This window comes from Telluria sp. BA11 (assembly GCF_056680305.1).
Map to the genome: position 1 here is coordinate 1,166,521 of NZ_CM155275.1, position 16,597 is coordinate 1,183,117.

A 16,597-nucleotide genomic window follows, 5' to 3' on the forward strand; every position below is an offset into this window, starting at 1 on the left:
GGGTCGGTACGCTGACGTACGAAGCTGCTAGCCGACGCCGTGCACCATGTCGCCCGAGGTCACGTAAATCCGGTCGCCCGGCCCCGGTTTAACTGCATGACCACCCGTGAACGCGCCGAACGATGGCAGGAGCAGGCCCTGCGTGCCGACGACAAAGCACGGCAGGCGCAGCGCATCGAAGCGCGTGGCCAGCACGTACACCGGATGCACGTGGCCTGCCAGGCCATAGCCCGCCGCATCGACACCCGGATGGTGGCAGAACGCAAACGGCCCGATCGCATGCGGCTCGTCGACCAGCTCAATGCCCAGCGCATCGGACGGATCACCCGCGTGCAGGTCGTGATTGCCGCGCACGAGCGTCAAGGCCAGGTCGGGGTGGCGCCCGCGCCAGGCCAGCATCGCCAGCTGGGTCGAACTGGCATGGGCGGCGCGCGCATGCAGGAAGTCGCCGAGGAACGCAACGTGGCGCGCATCGTGCTGGGCAACCAGCGCGTCCAGGCCTGCCAGGTTTTCCGACGTGGTCCCACGCGGCACGGGCACGCCCAGCGAGCGAAACGCGGCCGCCTTGCCGAAGTGGATATCGGCCACGATCAGCATGCGCTGCGCGGGCCAGTAGACGGCCTTCTCGGGCAACAGCAGCAGCGTCTCGCCTGCCACCTGGATGGTTGCATGGGTCATGCGGCCGCCTTTTCGAGTTCGCGCACCATGCGCGCGACGCGGTCGCTCAATTTCTCGGTGCTGACCTTTTCGCGGAAGCGCTCGACCATCAGCGCAAAGCCGAACGGCGTGGCGCGCTTGACCTCGCGGTACGCCACCCGGCGCGCGTGCAGCTCGAGCAGCGTGTCGCGCAGGCGCGTCAGTTCCAGCTCCTGTTCCATCACTTCGCGCTCGGCCTGCGTGAGCAGCAGATTGCCGGCGTCGTGCTTGCGAAACACCTCGAAGAACAGCGACGACGACGCCTGCAACTGCCGGTTCGATTTCGGCTGGCCCGGATAGCCCTGGAACACGAGTCCCGCGATGCGCGCGACTTCGCGAAAGCGCTGCTGCGACAACTGCGTCGCATTCAGGCTGTCGATCACGTCTTCGAGCAGGCGCTCGGTGTCGAACAGCGCCACGCCCGCTCCAGTGGACGCGGCGAACATGCCTGCCCAGTCCACCGGCTCGGGCGACATCAGCTCGAAGCCATAGTCGTTGATGGCAATCGAGAACGTGATCGGCTGCACGCGCCCGACGCGAAACGCCATCAGCGAGGCCAGCCCCATGTGCACCGAGCGCCCCGCGAACGGGTACACGAACAGGTGATACCCTTCGCGGCTCTTCATCGATTCGAGCACCAGCGTTTCGCTGGTGGGCAGCGCCGACCAGCGCTGCTGGATCTCGATCAGCGGCGCCAGCGCGCGCATCTCGGGGCCGTCGAACACGCCCGCGTCGGCCAGCCGCAGTTCTTCCAGTGCCGCGTGCGCCAGCTCATTCGACATCGGCATCTTGGCACCCTGCCAGCGCGCGATGGCGCCGCGCGTGCCGGTGGCGCGCCGTACGAACGCCGTCAACTCATGGACGCGCACGAATTCGAGGATGCGTCCGCCGAACAGGAAACGGTCGCCGGGTTTGAGGCGCGAGATGAACGACTCTTCGACGCTGCCGATGCGCCCGCCCGACATGTACTTCACCTGGATCGTCGCATCGGACATAATGGTGCCGATGCTCATGCGGTGCCGGCGGCCGATCGCGGCGTCCGGCACGCGGTACACGCCCTCCTCGTCCGGCAGCACGCGCCGGTATTCGGGATACACGGTCAGGCTCTGGCCACCGCGCGCGACAAAGTCGAGCGCCCATTGCCATTCTTCCTGCGTCAGATGCCGGTATGACCAGGCCTGGCGCACTTCGTCATACAGTTCGTCGGAGCGAAAACCGCCACCCAGCGCCACCGTCACGATGTGCTGGACCAGCACGTCGAACGGCTTGTTGGGCACGTAGCGGCCCTCGATGCGGCGCGCCGCCACTGCCTTGCGCGCGCCCGCAGCTTCGAGCAATTCGAGGCTGTTGGTCGGCACCAGCGTCACGCGTGAGACGCGCCCCGGCGCGTGGCCGCTGCGGCCAGCGCGCTGCAGCAGGCGCGCCACGCCCTTGGCACTGCCGATCTGCAGCACGCGCTCGACCGGCAGAAAGTCCACGCCCAGGTCCAGGCTCGCGGTGCAGATGACGGCCTTGAGGATGCCGCTTTTCAGGCCAAGTTCCACCCATTCGCGCACCTCGCGATCGAGCGAGCCGTGATGCAGCGCGATCACGCCGGCCCAGTCGGGTCGCGCCTCGAGGATGTTCTGGTACCAGATCTCGGACTGCGAACGGGTGTTGGTAAACACGAGCGTCGCCTCGTGTTTTTCAATCTCGTCGATCACGGGCTGCAGCATCTGCAGGCCCAGGTGGCCACCCCATGGAAAGCGCGAGACATTTTCGGGGATCAGGCAGTCCACGACGATCTTCTTGCGCGTGTCGCCCTCGACCAGGACGCCCGCATCCGCGCCAAGCAGCACCTGGCGCGCCAGGTCAAGGTTGCCCATCGTCGCCGACACGCCCCAGACCAGGAGCTCGGGCCGCCAGCGCCGCAGCCGCGCGAGCGCCAGCTGCACCTGCACGCCGCGCTTGCTGCCCATCAGTTCGTGCCACTCGTCGACGATGATCATGTCGAGATTGCGGAACTGCTCGGGCGCCGCCGCGTTGCTGATCATGAGCGTCAGGCTTTCGGGCGTCGTCACCAGGGTGGCCGGCATGCTGCGCGTCTGGCGCGCCCGCTCGCTGGCTTTCGTGTCGCCGGTGCGCGCGCCGATGCGCCACTCGGGCATCAGCTCGGCGGCAGAGTCTTCGAGCGCGCGTTGCGTATCGGCCGCGAGCGCCCGCATCGGCGTGATCCACAGGACCCGCAAGCCGGCCTTGTTGCGCCCGGATGCAAGGCCCGCGCGCTGCAGCGCCGCGAACCAGACGGCGAACGTCTTGCCGGCGCCGGTGTTCGCATGCAGCAGCCCCGATTCGCCCTTGAGCGCCGCCTTCCAGACATTGCGCTGGAACGGGAACACCGTCCAGCCACGCCCGGCGAACCATGCGTCGACCCGATCCTTGACTTCATTGCGACTCATGCCGTGGCCGCCTCCAGCAAACCCTTGAGCGTGTCGAGCGTATCGGCTTCCTCGACGGGTTTGTCGGTGCGCCGGCGCAGGATGCGGGGAAAGCGCACGGCAATGCCGGCCTTGTGGCGCGGCGAGAGCGCAATGCCCTCAAAGCCGATCTCGAACACCATCGTCGGTTTCACCGACCGCACCGGCCCGAACTTCTCGATGGTCGTGCGCCGGATGACATTATCTACCTGCCCGATCTCGGCATCGGTCAGGCCCGAATACGCTTTCGCGAACGGCACCAGCTTGCGCTCCTCACCCTCCCCGTCCCACACGGCGAACGTGTAGTCGGTATACAGCGACGCGCGCCGCCCGCTGCCCGGCTGCGCATACAGCAGCACCGCATCGATGGCATACGGATCGATTTTCCACTTCCACCAGGTGCCGACATCCTTCGTACGTCCGACGCCATACTGCGACGTGCGCGCCTTGAGCATCATGCCTTCGACGCTGCGGGCGCGCGAGCCGGCGCGCAGCTCGGCCAGCGCTTCCCAGCTGTCCGCCTCGACCACCGGCGACAGACGCAACTGGCGCTGGTCGAGCTTGGCCACTTCGACTTCCAGCAGCGCGCGCCGCTCGTGCTGCGGCAAGGCGCGTAAATCCACACCGTCGAGTTCAAGCAGGTCATAGCAGCACAGCACTGCCGGCAGTTCGGCCAGCAGTTTGGCGGACAAGGTCTTGCGGCCGATACGTTTTTGCAGGTCGGCGAATGGCGACGGCATCGCCGCATCGGGCTGCCAGATCAGCACTTCGCCATCGAGCACCATGCCGTCCGGCAGGCGCGCTGCGGCCAACTCGGGGAAACGTTCGGTGATCAGATCTTCGCCGCGCGACCACAGGAAACTCTGGCCGTCGCGCCGCACGAGTTGCGCGCGGATGCCGTCGTACTTCCATTCGACGATCCAGTCGGCCGGCTCGCCCAGCGTCGCCGGTTCGGCCGCCAGCTGGTGCGACAGGAAGAATGGATACGGCTGGCCGCCGCGCAGCTGGTGTTCTTCGGCCGACTGCTCGGCGATCAGTTGCAGGAAGCCGGCCGCCGTCGGTTTCACACGGCCGTCGGTCCAACCCATCAGGCGCTGGGCAATGAGTTTGCTGTCCACTGCCGCAATCGCCGCCAGCGCGCGCGTGACGAGCAGACGCGAGACGCCCACGCGGAAACCGCCGCCAATCAGCTTGACGAGCAGGAAGCGCTCGCGCCAGTCGAGCTCATTCCAGTAGCCAAACAGGGCCTCGCGGATGCGGCCCGGATCGGCGCCGCGCAACGGGCCGATCCGCTCTTCCATCCACTCAGCCAGGCCAACGTCGGAGCGTTCGGTCGGTGGTGGCAGGATGTGCGCGATGGTTTCGGCAAAGTCGCCCACGGCCGCATACGATTCATCGAACAGCCACTCGTCCAGCACGGCGTACTCGATGGCGTACTGGCGCAGCAGTTTGGTCGGCACCGCCTGGCGCGGCTTGCCGCCGGCCAGAAAGTACACGGCCCAGGCGGCGTTCTCGGGCGCGGCATTGGAAAAATATGCCTGCAGTGCTTCGAGCTTGCGTGTGGTCGACGTGGTTTCGTCGAGGTCGGCGTACAGGCGGGCGAATTCACGCATCGGCCGCTCCTGCCAGCTTCTCTGGCACTACCGGTTCCTCGGGCGCAGCCGATTCCTTTGGCACACCATCCGAGGCAGCCTCGCCTGCCTCCTCGTCGCCGTATTCAGTCTCGAAGCCGGACGCCTCCAGCCCGTTCTGGTTCAACCAGCGCACGAGCGTGGGAATCGAGCCGTGCGTGACGATCACGCGCTCGGCTTCGGTGGCCTTGATGGCGCTCATCAGCCCTGGCCAATCGGCGTGGTCGGACAGCACGAAGCCGCGATCGACGCCACGCCGGCGGCGCGCGCCGCGCAGCAACATCCAGCCGCTGGCGAAGGCATCGCTGTAGTCGCCGAAGCGCTTCATCCAGGTGGAGCCACTGGCCGATGGCGGCGCGATCACCATCGCGCGCCGCAGCAGTGCCTTTTCGACCTCGGCAACGAGCACGGTCGGTGGAATGTCGACACCTTCGGCGCGATAGGCGCGGTTGAGCGGCTCGACCGACCCGTGGCAGACAATCGTGCCGATGCTCGCATCAAGCCCGGCCAGGATGCGCTGCGCCTTGCCGAACGAATACGCGAACACGACGCTGCAACGCCCCTCGTCCGCGTTCTTGCGCCACCAGGCGTTGATCTCGGCCATCAGCTCGGCCTCGGGCTGCCAGCGGTAGATCGGCAGGCCGAAGGTCGATTCGGTGATGAACGTGTCGCAGCGCACCGGTTCGAATGGCGCGCAGGTTTTGTCCGGCTCGACCTTGTAGTCGCCCGATGCAACCCAGACTTCGCCGCCGCATTCCATGCGCACCTGAGCGGAACCCAGCACGTGACCGGCCGGATGCAGCGAAATCTTCACGCCGTTGTGGGTGACCGACTGGCCGTATTCCATCGCGTCGACCGTGATGTCGCCCAGGCGCGACTTGAGTACGCCGATACCGGGCGCAGCGGCCAGGTAGTGGCCGTGACCGACGCGCGCGTGGTCGCCATGCGCATGCGTGATCACGGCGCGCGGCACCGGGCGCCATGGATCGATATAGAAATCACCCGGTACGCAGTACAGGCCCTCCTTGCGGACAACGACCATGTCTCCCATGGCCATCCTTACGCCGGGGTGAGGAAGTCGACCATGAAGGTCCGGCTTTCTCCATCGGCAAAATCGAGCGTGATCTGGTCGCCGGCGACGGCAGTCACGACACCTTCGCCATACTTGGCCGAGCAGGCACGCGCGCCGACGACGAACTTCGGTGCCGGTACCTCGGCCACGGGCTCGTGATCGAACTCGTCGTCACGAATTTCAATGCCTTCGGTCAGCGACAGCGCAGGGGGATTCAGGCAGTTGTCGCACTTGCAGCAGTTCTGGAAGCCGGCCACCTTGTCGTCGAAATAGTCGAGGATCAGCTTCCAGCGGCAGAAGCCGCTGACAGCGTAGCCAACCATCTGTTCGAGCGCGTGCTTGTCGTGCTCCTGCTTCTGGACGTACACGGCAGCGAGCTTGTCGAAGATGCCGGGCTTTGGATCAGCACTGGAGGCGATGTATTCGAGCTTGCGATTCTGGCGAATCAGCTTGGCATCCTTGAGCAGCTTGATACAGACCTTGATGCTCGAGTCGGCCAGGTCTTCCAATGCTTCTTCGAGGCGCGCCAGCGTCACCGGGCCATCGTCGCCCAGTCCACGCACGGTGCAATGCACCAGTTGCAGCTCCTGCGCGCACGGGTAGTGCTTCATCAGGAAAAACTGCTGCAGGCGCTTGTCGTCCCGCAGGTACAGCAGCGTGCAAGTGGCGTCCAGACCGTCGCGCCCGGCGCGGCCGGATTCCTGGTAATACGATTCAAGATTTGGCGGAATCTGCAGGTGGATCACGAAGCGGGTATCGCACTTGTCGATGCCCATGCCGAACGCGTTGGTCGCGACCATCACGCGGCGTTCGCCGTCCATGAACAGGTCCTGGTTTTGCTTGCGCTCGGCGGCCGGCAGCTTGCCGTGGTAAATCGTGACCGACTCGCCCGCCTCTTCCAGCACGGCGAGCATGTCTTCCGCCGCTTTGACGGTGGCCGCGTAGACGATGCCGACCCCTTCGGAGGCCTGCACCAGGCGCAGCGCGGCCTGGTACTTCTCGGCCACGCTCGTGACCTGCTGGACCGCATAGTGCAGGTTCGGGCGGTACACGCCGGTGTTGATGACATTGAGCTTGCGGCCCAGCTGCTTGTTGATGTCGGCGACGACTTCGTCCGTGGCAGTGGCCGTCAGCGCCAGCACCGGCGGGCGGCCGATCGCTTCAATGGCAGCGCCCAGGCCGATATAGGCCGGGCGGAAATCATGGCCCCACTGCGAGATGCAGTGCGCCTCGTCGATGACGACGATGTCGAGCGTAACCTTCTGCAGCGTCGCAATGAACTCGGGCGAGACCATGCGCTCTGGCGTGCAGAACACGATCTCGCAGGTTTCCTGCTCGATGGCCGCGATCGCCGCATGTTCTTCTTCGGCGTTCAGGCAGCTGTTGACCTGCACCGCGCGCACGCCGATCTCTTCGAGCTTCTCGAGCTGGTCTTTCATCAGCGAGATCAGCGGCGAGACGACCACCGTAATCCCTTCGAGCATCTTGGCCGGGATCTGGTAGCACAGCGATTTGCCGCCACCCGTGGGCATGATCGCCAGCGTGTCCTTGCCATCAAGGACGCTGTCGATCACGCGTTGCTGGCCGTCGCGCAGCTTGGCGATGCCAAAGACACCGTCGAGAAGTCGCTGGATGGAGTTGCGGCGCACGGCCATGAGGCCGCGGTGCATGAGGGTGGGGTCGTGTCGTGTCATGGTGATATCGACTGTAGGTTGACGGCCCCGACCCGACTATAGGACGCCACCTACTTACCGCGTAGGAGCGCCACCTTCTGAAAATATTGTCGATTAGATCTCAATTGTGCGACACAAATTCTCAAGAAGGTTTAGTCCTACAGAACGACGGAGTATTTACCGATGCCCAGGGCCCGATTGGCGACTTAAGATGTGATCCACATTCACAGTACTGCCACCACCCAGGAGATTCACCATGCGCCGCCACCCAATGACCTGGACTGCCGTCCATCTGGCCCTCGCCAGCGCTGCCACCTGGTTCTTGCTGGAGTCCGGCGCCATCGCCTCGACCGTACTGTTCTCGCTGCACTAAATAAAAAACGCCATCTTCCACTGGGAAGACGGCGTTCATTGTCATTGCGAGCAAGCCTTTCGGCTCGCTCCAACTTCTTCTGCGGCGGGCCTTTCGGCCCGCGCTTCATCAAGCAGCTTTCTGCTCATCCTCTTCGAGTTCCACCGGCTGGCGGATCAGGTAGTCAAAGGCTGCCAGCGATGCTTTCGCACCCTCACCCACTGCAATCACGATCTGCTTGAACGGCACCGTCGTCACGTCGCCGGCGGCAAACACGCCTGGCATCGAGGTGTGGCCACGGGCATCGACTTCGATTTCGCCGTGTGCCGACAGATCAATCGAACCCTTCAGGAATTCCGAGTTCGGGATCAGGCCGATCTGCACGAACACGCCTTCCAGGTCGATCCGGTGGATCGCGCCGGTGTTGCGATCCTTGTAGCTCAGGCCGTTGACAATCTTGCCGTCACCGTGGATCTCGGTGGTCTGCGCCGATTTGATCACCTTCACGTTCGGCAGCGAGGTCAGCTTGCGCTGCAGGACTGCATCGGCGCGCAATTCATTACCGAATTCGATCAGCGTGACTTCCTTGACGAGGCCGGCCAGGTCGATCGCCGCTTCCACGCCCGAGTTACCGCCGCCAATCACCGACACGCGCTTGCCCTTGAACAGCGGACCGTCGCAGTGCGGGCAGTACGCGACGCCGTGGTTCTTGTACTCTTTTTCGCCCGGCACATTGATCTCGCGCCAGCGGGCGCCAGTGGCAATGATCACCGATTTCGATTTCAGGACCGCACCGCTCTCGGTGTGGACTTCGATCAGGCTGCCGCCCACGACTTTGCTGGCGCGCTGCGTGTTCATGATGTCGACGTCGTAATCCTTGACGTGCTCTTCCAGCGCGACGGCGAACTTCGGGCCATCGGTTGCCTTGAGCGATACATAGTTCTCGATCGCCAGCGTATCGAGCACCTGGCCGCCGAAACGATCGGCCAGCACGCCGGTACGGATGCCCTTGCGAGCGGCGTAGATTGCCGCAGCCGCGCCGGCAGGGCCACCGCCGACGATCAGCACGTCAAAGGCTTCTTTCTCGCTCAGTGCAGCCGCTTTTTTGGCGCCGCCGCTCACGTCGATTTTTGACAGGATCTCTTCGACGCTGGTGCGGCCTTGGCCGAAATGCTGGCCATTCAGGAACATCATCGGCACGGCAAGGATCTGCTTGCTTTCAACTTCCTGCTTGAAGACACCGCCATCGATCGTCACGACCTTGATGCGCGGGTTAATCACCGACATCGTGTTCAGTGCCTGCACGACTTCCGGGCAGTTATGGCACGACAGCGAGATGTAGGTTTCAAAGACATAGTCACCATCCAGAGCAGCGATCTGGTCGATGACCGCCTGCTCCAGCTTGATGGTGTGGCCACCCACGTGCAGCAGCGCCAGCACGAGGGAGGTAAATTCATGGCCCAGCGGAATACCGGCGAAACGCACGCCGACATCGGTGCCGACGCGGTTGATCGCGAACGACGGGGTGCGCTCGTTGGCTTCCTGGCGCACGGTGATCTTGTTGCTCAGCTCTGCGATTTCACGCAGCAGCTCGTCCATTTCGCGCGCTTTCGGCGAATCATCCAAGGATGCAACCAGCTCGATCGGCTGCACCACTTTTTCCAGATAGGCTTGCAACTGTTTCTTGAGGGTCGCGTCAAGCATGATGGTTTCCTTAAACTCTTTGAATCAATAAATGGAGGGCAGTAAAAGCACCGGGCCGCCGCAGCGGCCCGGTCAGGGGGCTACCAGACTACCGTGTTACTTAGATCTTGCCGACCAGGTCCAGCGATGGGGTCAGGGTCTCAGCGCCTTCGGTCCACTTGGCCGGGCAGACTTCGCCTGGGTGAGCAGCGACGTACTGGGCAGCTTTGACTTTGCGCATCAGTTCCGATGCGTCACGGCCGATGCCGTTGTCATGCACTTCCATGACCTTGATCTGGCCTTCTGGATTGATGACGAAGGTACCGCGCAGTGCCATGCCTTCTTCTTCGATCATGACTTCAAAGTTGCGCGACAGGGTGCCGGTCGGGTCGCCGATCAGCGGGTAGTTCACTTTCTTGATCGCGTCCGAGGTGTCGTGCCATGCCTTGTGAGCGAAGTGGCTGTCGGTCGAGACGCCGTACACGTTCACGCCCAGCTTTTCGAATTCAGGCTGGAACGAGGCCAGATCTTCCAGTTCGGTTGGGCAGACGAAGGTGAAGTCGGCCGGGTAGAACATCACCACCGACCAGGTACCCTTGAAGTTTTCTTCGGTCAGGTCGATGAATTTGCCATTCGCGTAGGCGGTGGCTTTGAACGGTTTGATCTGGGTATTGATAAGGGACATGTATTCTCCTGTTTGTGGTGGATGAAACGTATGACAAGCAGTGTACCGCTCAGCTCGTCTTTTGGGAAATTGATTGATTGGATACTGTTGATTGATTTTGGCTATCGCGCCGACGACAGCATGCCGGTTGGCCCATGGCGATGCCGTCAGGCACAGACCGGCACTGCGGTGCACGGCAACATCAGGCTGAAGGTCGAGCCTTCACCGGGGCTGCTCGTGACCCGCAGCTCGCCGCTGTGCGAGATCGCCAGCTGGCGCGAAATATACAGGCCCAGCCCCAGGCCCTTCGGCTCGCCGTTGCGGGCGCCCCGTTCGTACGGCTCGAAGATGCGCTCGAGGTCGCCCGGCGCGATGCCCTTGCCGCCGTCGCGCACGTCGATGCGTACGCACTCCCCCATCTGCTCGACACTCACTTGCACCGGCTGGCCGCCGCCATAGCGCAGCGCATTGGTCAGCAGGTTGACGATCACCTGCTCGACGCGGAACTCGTCCCAGCAGCCACTGACGGGATCGTGCGGCTGCAAGGTCAGCGAACTGCCCGTCGTGGCCGCCTGCAGCGACAGGTCGCTGACGATCCGTTCCAGTAAACTCATCAACTGCACCTGGGTCGGGCGGATCGACAGCTTGCCACTGCGCATGCGCGAGACATCCAGCATGTCGTCGATCAGGCGGATCATCGACTTGATCTGGCGCTCGTCGCGCTGGACCATCGCTTCCATCTGCTGCGGCGCGAACGCGGCTGCATTGCCGCGCTTGATCTGCAGGCTGCGCATCTGGGTTTCGAGGAACAGCGTATTGAGCGGCGTGCGCAGCTCATGGGCGACGAGCGACATGAATTCGTCGCGCATCTTGAGCGAGCGCTGCAGCTCCTGCTGGGTTTGGTTCAGCTCGCGCAGCAAGGTTTCCTGCTCTTGCCGGCTGCGCTCGAGCGCCAACATCTGGCGCCGTGTCTCGCGGCGCTGCTGGTCGAGCGCGACGAACACGGCGACCTTGCTGCGCACCGCGCCCGGGTCGATCGGCTTGTAGAGAAAGTCGACCGCGCCGTTTTCATAGCCCTTGAAGGCGTAGTCGAGCTCGCGCCCGGCCGCCGAGACAAAGACGATCGGAATATGGCGCGTGCGCGACGTCGAGCGCATCACCTCGGCCAGTTCGAAGCCGTTCATGCCCGGCATCTGCACATCGAGGATGGCCAGCGCAAATTCGTGCTCGAGCAGCAAGGCCAGTGCGGCGTCGCCGGAATTGGCCTGGTGAATCACGCGCTGGTCGTGGCGCAGCAGCGCCTCGAGGGCCTGCAGGTTCTCGGGCAAGTCATCGACGATCAGGATTTTGCTTAATTCATGGGCGCTCATGGGGTCTCCAACAGGGGCAGCGCGGCGCGAATATCGGCCAGCGGCAACACCAGGTGTGGTGCGCAGCGCCGGATGGCTTCTCTCGGCATCGTACTGGCGTGCGCTTCTTCAGGATCCTGGACAATGGTCAGTCCGCCGTGTTCGCGGATACTGCACATCCCTTCGGCGCCGTCAAAGTTGGCGCCGGTCAATAGTATACCTGTCATTGCCGGTCCATACACACTGGCGGTCGATTCCATCAGGACATCAATCGACGGCCGGGCGTACTGGACAGGCGCTTCGCAGCTGAGCGAAAAGCTGCGGTCCTGCTCGATCGACAGATGGTACCCCGAGCCGGCAAAATACACGACACCCGGTTCGATCGGGGCCTTGTCGCGCGCTTCGCGCACCGGGAGCATCACGCGCGCATCGAACAGTTCGGCCAGCCGGCTTTCGCGGTCGCCCGGCACATGCAGGATGCAGACCACGGCTGGCGTATAGCCCGGCTGCAGCGACGGCAATAAGCTCAGCAGCGCATCGACGCCGCCAGCCGAGCCGCCAATCAACACCAGCTCGATGCGCCGCTTGCCCAGCGCCGCCGCCACCCGTTCGTTCAGGGTCATGGCACGGCCTTGCGATACACCCGCTCCCGCCGCGCCAGCGGTTCGAAGCGCCCGGCGTAGCTGGAAAAGTCGATGCTTTCCTTGCTGCCCAGGCCCAGAAAGCCCCGGTAGCACAGCGATTCATGAAACAGCCCGAACACGCGGTCCTGCAGCGTGCGGTTAAAGTAGATCAGCACGTTGCGGCAGCTGACGAAGTGCGTTTCCGAAAACACGGTGTCGGTCGACAGGCTGTGGTCGGCGAAGGTCACGTTCTCGATCAGGCTGCGCTCGAACAGCGCGCCGCCGTAGGCCGCCGTGTAATAGTCCGAAAACGCGGCCTTGCCGCCGGACTTCTGGTAATTCTCGGTGTACAGCCGCATGCGGTCGATCGGGTACACGCCGCGCCGCGCCGTCTCAAGGGACTTCGGATTGATGTCGGTCGCGTAGATGATGCTGCGCTCGAGCAGCCCTTCTTCTTTCAGCAGGATCGCCAGCGAATAGACTTCTTCACCCGTGCTGCAGCCGGCCACCCAGATCTTGAGCGACGGGTAGGTCTTGAGGAACGGCGCCACCTGCTCGCGCACCGCCCTGAAGTACTCCGGGTCGCGGAACATTTCGGTGACGGGAATCGTCAGGTATTGCAGCAGCTGGGCAAAGCCGTTCGGATCGTGCAGCACGCGCGACTGCAGCTCCGAGACGGTATTGCACCCCATCTCGCGCATGGCCACCAGCACGCGGCGCTTTTGCGACGCGCCGGTGTAGTCGCGGAAGTCATAGTTGTATTTCAGGTAGACGGCTTCGACGAGCATCCGCAGCTCGATGTCGAAGTCGCTCGGCGTATGGCTCAAATGCGCTCCAGGGTCGGCATCCAGACCCGCAACAGGGAGTACAGGCGGGACAGGTCAATCGGCTTGGCCAGGTAATCGTTGGCGCCGGCGGCCAGGCATTGTTCCTGGTCGTCCTTCATCGCCTTGGCCGTGATGGCGATGATCGGGAGGCGGTCGAAGCGGCCGTCGGCGCGGATGCGGCGCGTCGCTTCCATGCCGTCCATCCCCGGCATCATGATGTCCATCAGCACCAGGTCGATGCCCGGCACTTCATCGAGTTTTGCAATCGCTTCGAAGCCGTTGCGGCCCACTTCGACCTTCGCGCCGCGCTGTTCGAGCGCCGCGGTCAGTGCGAACACATTGCGCACGTCGTCGTCCACCAGCAGGATCGTGCGGCCTTCGAACACGCGATCGCGACCGCGCACGGCCTTGAGCATGCTCTGGCGTTCGGTCGATAGTTCTGATTCGACCTTGTGCAGGAACAGCGTGACTTCGTCGAGCAGGCGCTCGGGCGAGCGGGCGCCCTTGATGATGATCGAGCGCGAGTAGCGCAGCAGCTGCGCTTCTTCATCGCGCGTCAGGTTGCGGCCCGTGTAGACAATCACGGGCGGGAACGAGCACAGCTCTTCATGCGACATGCGCTCGAGCAGCTCGCCGCCCTGCATGTCGGGCAGCTTCAGGTCGATGACCATGCAGTCAAAGATCTCGGCGCGCAGCAGATTGAGCGCTTCGTTGGCCGTGCCCACCGCCGAGATCTGCACGTCGTCGTCGGCGATCAGCGCCACGACGCTTTCGCGCTGGCGCTCGTCGTCCTCGACCAGCAGCACACGCTTGATCTTCTGCGCCGACTTCTCTTGCAGCTTGCGGAACACTTCTTCGAGTTCTTCGCGGCTTGCAGGCTTGAGCGCATAACCAATCGCGCCCAGGTGCAGCGCCTCGCCGCCGTTCTCGATGCTGGAAATGATGTGCACCGGGATGTGGCGCGTGGCCGGGTTGTCCTTGAGTTGCTGCAGCACGGTCAGGCCCGAGCGGTCGGGCAGGCGCACGTCGAGCAGCACGGCGTCGGGCCGCTGGCTGATGGCCAGCGCCAGGCCTTCTTCGGCGCTCATCGCCACCAGGCAGCGGTAATCGAGCTCGCGCGCCAGGTCGTACAGGATGCGCGCAAACGCCATTTCGTCCTCGACCACCAGCACGCTGCGGCGGCCATCGGCCGGGCGATCCCGGTCATCCGGGAAGCTTTCGTAATGGTCGGTCACGGCCGGCGCAGGCGCTGGCGCCGGTGCAGGCGCTGGTGCAGCCGAGCGGACGACCGGGGCCGGCGCGTAGTGCGGCTGTGCGCTGGTCTCGGTCGGGGCCGACATCGACGAGGCGGAAGGGATCGGCGAATCCGGCAAGCCGCGCGGCAGCGTCAGCGTAAACACACTGCCCTCGTTTGGCGCGCTCGACACGGAAATGCCGCCGCCCAGCAGGCGCGTGAGGTCGCGCGAAATCGACAGGCCCAGCCCCGTGCCACCAAAGCGGCGGCTGGTGGTGCCGTCGGCCTGGTGGAAGGCGTCGAAAATCTTGTCCTGCTGGTCGGGTGCGATGCCGATCCCGCTGTCCTGCACGCGGAACGCCACGGCGCCATCGGTGGTGGTAAGCACCGACAATGTGACGGCGCCCGCATCGGTGAACTTGACGGCGTTCGACAGCAGATTCTTGAGGATCTGCTCCATGCGCTGGCGGTCGGTGTTGATCGCTGCCGGCACGTCGGGTGCCACGTCGATGCGGAACTCGAGCGACTTCTGGCGCGCGAGCGGCTCGAACGTGCGCGCCAGGCCTTCGACGACACGCCGCACCGGCACGTCTTCGGGCACCAGTTCGAGCTTGCCTGCCTCGACCTTCGAGATATCCAGAATGTCGTTAATCAGGTGCAGCAGGTCGTTGCCGGCCGAATAGATGGTTTGCGCGAAGCGCACCTGCTCGTCGCTCAGGTTGCCCGGCGTATTGTCGGACAGCAGCTTGGCCAGGATCAGCGAGCTGTTCAGCGGCGTGCGCAGTTCGTGCGACATATTGGCCAGGAACTCGGACTTGTAGCGGCTGGCGCTTTCCAGTTCCACGGCGCGCTGCTGCAACTGCTCCTGCGCCGACTGCAGCGCCGAATTCTTCATGTCCAGGTTCAGGGCCTGCTCGGCCAGCTGGTCGTTGGTGGTGCGCAGCTCGGCCTGCTGGTTTTCGAGCGCCGACTGCGATTCTTCGAGCGCGCGCGACTGCTCTTCGAGCTCTTCGTTGGCGGTGCGCAGCTCTTCCTGCTGGACTTGCAGCTCTTCGTTGAGCGTCTGGCTTTCTTCGAGCGAATCCTGCAGGCGCTGGCGATACAGCACGGCCGCCATGGCCGCGCCCACCGCCTGCGCGATGAAGCCGAGGAATTCGCGATCGCGCAGTTCCACCGGACGCAGGAAGGCGATCTCGAACACGCCCTTGACCTTGCCATGGTTGTAGAACGGCGCAATGATCAGCGCGCGCGGGGGAGTCTCGCCCAGGCTCGAGCCGACCTTCATGTAGCCGGGCGGCAGTTCGTCCAGCACCATGAGGCGGTTTTCCTGCGCCGCCTGGCTTGCCAGGGACGCGCCAGGCTGGATGAATTCGGCGCGTTCGGACGGGGTGTGGTTGAAGCCATACGCGCCGATGCGGCGCAGCACGCCGTCTTCGCTGCGCACGTACATCGCACCCACGACACCGTCGAGGTACTTGACGACGTACGGCAGCACCGCCTCAGCCAGCGGCTCGAGGTGGTGGATGCCGGCGCTGCGCACGGTCAGTTCGTTCTGACCGGTACGCAGCCACTCCTGGTGGCGCAGTTTTTCATTGTGCTCGGCTTCGTGGCCCAGCACTTCGTTATAGGTATTGGACAGCGTCATCAACTGGCGTCGGCCGAAGATGGCCAGACCGCCGCCCACCAGCGCCGAGAGCAGCAGGAACAGCGCCACCGACCAGAAGGTCGTGTTGCGCGCATTGTCGCTGCGCTCCTGCAGCAGCCGGGCTTCGGCCGCCAGCATCAGGTCGAAATTGCGGCGCATCTCGTCGGTGAGAAGCCGGCCGCGGCCGCTTCTGACCGCATCGATGTAGGCCAGGTCATTGGCCCGGCGCCGCGCGATCATCTCGTCGGCAAACGCTTCCCATTGCTTCTGGACCTGCGAAATGCGCTTGATGCGCTCGGCCTGCGCGCCATTGTCCTTGACCAGATCTTCCAGCGTATCGAGGCTGCTGCCCATCCGCTGCGCCGACAGCAGGTACGGCGTCAGGAATTCTTCATCGCCCGCCAGCAGATAGCCGCGCATGCCGGCTTCCATCTCGGCCGACAGCTTGCGGATCTCGTGCGCGTTGCCGATCACCTTCTGGGAATGCTCGACCCAGGTCAGGTTATTGATCAGGTACGCGATGATGCCCACGAACACGACCGCACTGACAATGCTCATGCCTAGCGGCAGCGCGACATTGCGGGAAAGGATGCGGCGAAACGCGCTGTTGTCGATGTTTGGACCGGGCATGCCTGTTGTTCTGTTAGAAAAAAAATATCCCAAGTGTAACGCAAACGTGACATTGCGCCCAC

At 64.0% G+C, this 16,597-nt stretch carries 11 protein-coding genes; all 11 read right to left on the minus strand.

What is annotated here, in order from left to right; translation table 11 throughout:
• Positions 1-27: 27 nt before the first annotated feature.
• Complete coding sequence (pdeM, locus tag AC1MGT_RS05140; protein WP_499503278.1) at positions 28-678, minus strand: ligase-associated DNA damage response endonuclease PdeM; 651 nt, start codon at positions 676-678, stop codon at positions 28-30.
• Positions 675-3,134, minus strand: coding sequence for a ligase-associated DNA damage response DEXH box helicase (locus tag AC1MGT_RS05145; RefSeq protein WP_499503279.1), 2,460 nt, complete (start codon positions 3,132-3,134; stop codon positions 675-677). The genes pdeM and AC1MGT_RS05145 overlap by 4 nt, the downstream gene beginning before the upstream one ends.
• Positions 3,131-4,765 carry an ATP-dependent DNA ligase gene (locus tag AC1MGT_RS05150; protein WP_499503280.1) on the minus strand — a complete coding sequence of 545 codons (1,635 nt, stop codon included), beginning with the start codon at positions 4,763-4,765 and terminating at the stop codon, positions 3,131-3,133. Before AC1MGT_RS05150 ends, AC1MGT_RS05145 begins: the two co-directional genes overlap by 4 nt.
• Positions 4,758-5,834 (minus strand): ligase-associated DNA damage response exonuclease, encoded by a 1,077-nt coding sequence (locus AC1MGT_RS05155; RefSeq protein ID WP_499503281.1) that lies wholly within the window; start codon positions 5,832-5,834, stop codon positions 4,758-4,760. Before AC1MGT_RS05155 ends, AC1MGT_RS05150 begins: the two co-directional genes overlap by 8 nt.
• Before the next feature lie 8 nt (positions 5,835-5,842).
• Entirely contained in the window at positions 5,843-7,549 is a 1,707-nt protein-coding gene (locus tag AC1MGT_RS05160) for a RecQ family ATP-dependent DNA helicase (RefSeq protein ID WP_499503282.1), read from the minus strand.
• 460 nt (positions 7,550-8,009) lie between these two features.
• Entirely contained in the window at positions 8,010-9,584 is a 1,575-nt protein-coding gene (gene ahpF / locus AC1MGT_RS05165) for an alkyl hydroperoxide reductase subunit F (RefSeq protein ID WP_499503283.1), read from the minus strand.
• A gap of 100 nt (positions 9,585-9,684) precedes the next feature.
• The gene (gene ahpC, locus AC1MGT_RS05170; RefSeq protein WP_258835175.1) at positions 9,685-10,248 is read right to left on the minus strand and encodes an alkyl hydroperoxide reductase subunit C; all 564 of its coding nucleotides are present in this window, start codon (positions 10,246-10,248) and stop codon (positions 9,685-9,687) included.
• 146 nt (positions 10,249-10,394) lie between these two features.
• Positions 10,395-11,597, minus strand: coding sequence for a hybrid sensor histidine kinase/response regulator (locus tag AC1MGT_RS05175; protein ID WP_258835176.1), 1,203 nt, complete (start codon positions 11,595-11,597; stop codon positions 10,395-10,397).
• Positions 11,594-12,199, minus strand: a complete 606-nt coding sequence (locus AC1MGT_RS05180; protein WP_499503284.1) for a chemotaxis protein CheB — start codon at positions 12,197-12,199, stop codon at positions 11,594-11,596. Before AC1MGT_RS05180 ends, AC1MGT_RS05175 begins: the two co-directional genes overlap by 4 nt.
• The gene (locus AC1MGT_RS05185) at positions 12,196-12,987 is read right to left on the minus strand and encodes a CheR family methyltransferase (RefSeq protein ID WP_258835977.1); all 792 of its coding nucleotides are present in this window, start codon (positions 12,985-12,987) and stop codon (positions 12,196-12,198) included. Before AC1MGT_RS05185 ends, AC1MGT_RS05180 begins: the two co-directional genes overlap by 4 nt.
• Before the next feature lie 35 nt (positions 12,988-13,022).
• Entirely contained in the window at positions 13,023-16,535 is a 3,513-nt protein-coding gene (locus AC1MGT_RS05190) for a response regulator (protein WP_499503285.1), read from the minus strand.
• Positions 16,536-16,597: the final 62 nt, after the last annotated feature.

Coding starts and splice junctions, on each gene's coding strand:
- pdeM (WP_499503278.1), bottom strand. CDS start 678: ATGACCCATGCAACCATCCAGGTGGCAGGCGAGACGCTGCTGCTGTTG.
- AC1MGT_RS05145 (WP_499503279.1), bottom strand. CDS start 3,134: ATGAGTCGCAATGAAGTCAAGGATCGGGTCGACGCATGGTTCGCCGGG.
- AC1MGT_RS05150 (WP_499503280.1), bottom strand. CDS start 4,765: ATGCGTGAATTCGCCCGCCTGTACGCCGACCTCGACGAAACCACGTCG.
- AC1MGT_RS05155 (WP_499503281.1), bottom strand. CDS start 5,834: ATGGGAGACATGGTCGTTGTCCGCAAGGAGGGCCTGTACTGCGTACCG.
- AC1MGT_RS05160 (WP_499503282.1), bottom strand. CDS start 7,549: ATGACACGACACGACCCCACCCTCATGCACCGCGGCCTCATGGCCGTG.
- ahpF (WP_499503283.1), bottom strand. CDS start 9,584: ATGCTTGACGCGACCCTCAAGAAACAGTTGCAAGCCTATCTGGAAAAA.
- ahpC (WP_258835175.1), bottom strand. CDS start 10,248: ATGTCCCTTATCAATACCCAGATCAAACCGTTCAAAGCCACCGCCTAC.
- AC1MGT_RS05175 (WP_258835176.1), bottom strand. CDS start 11,597: ATGAGCGCCCATGAATTAAGCAAAATCCTGATCGTCGATGACTTGCCC.
- AC1MGT_RS05180 (WP_499503284.1), bottom strand. CDS start 12,199: ATGACCCTGAACGAACGGGTGGCGGCGGCGCTGGGCAAGCGGCGCATC.
- AC1MGT_RS05185 (WP_258835977.1), bottom strand. CDS start 12,987: ATGCTCGTCGAAGCCGTCTACCTGAAATACAACTATGACTTCCGCGAC.
- AC1MGT_RS05190 (WP_499503285.1), bottom strand. CDS start 16,535: ATGCCCGGTCCAAACATCGACAACAGCGCGTTTCGCCGCATCCTTTCC.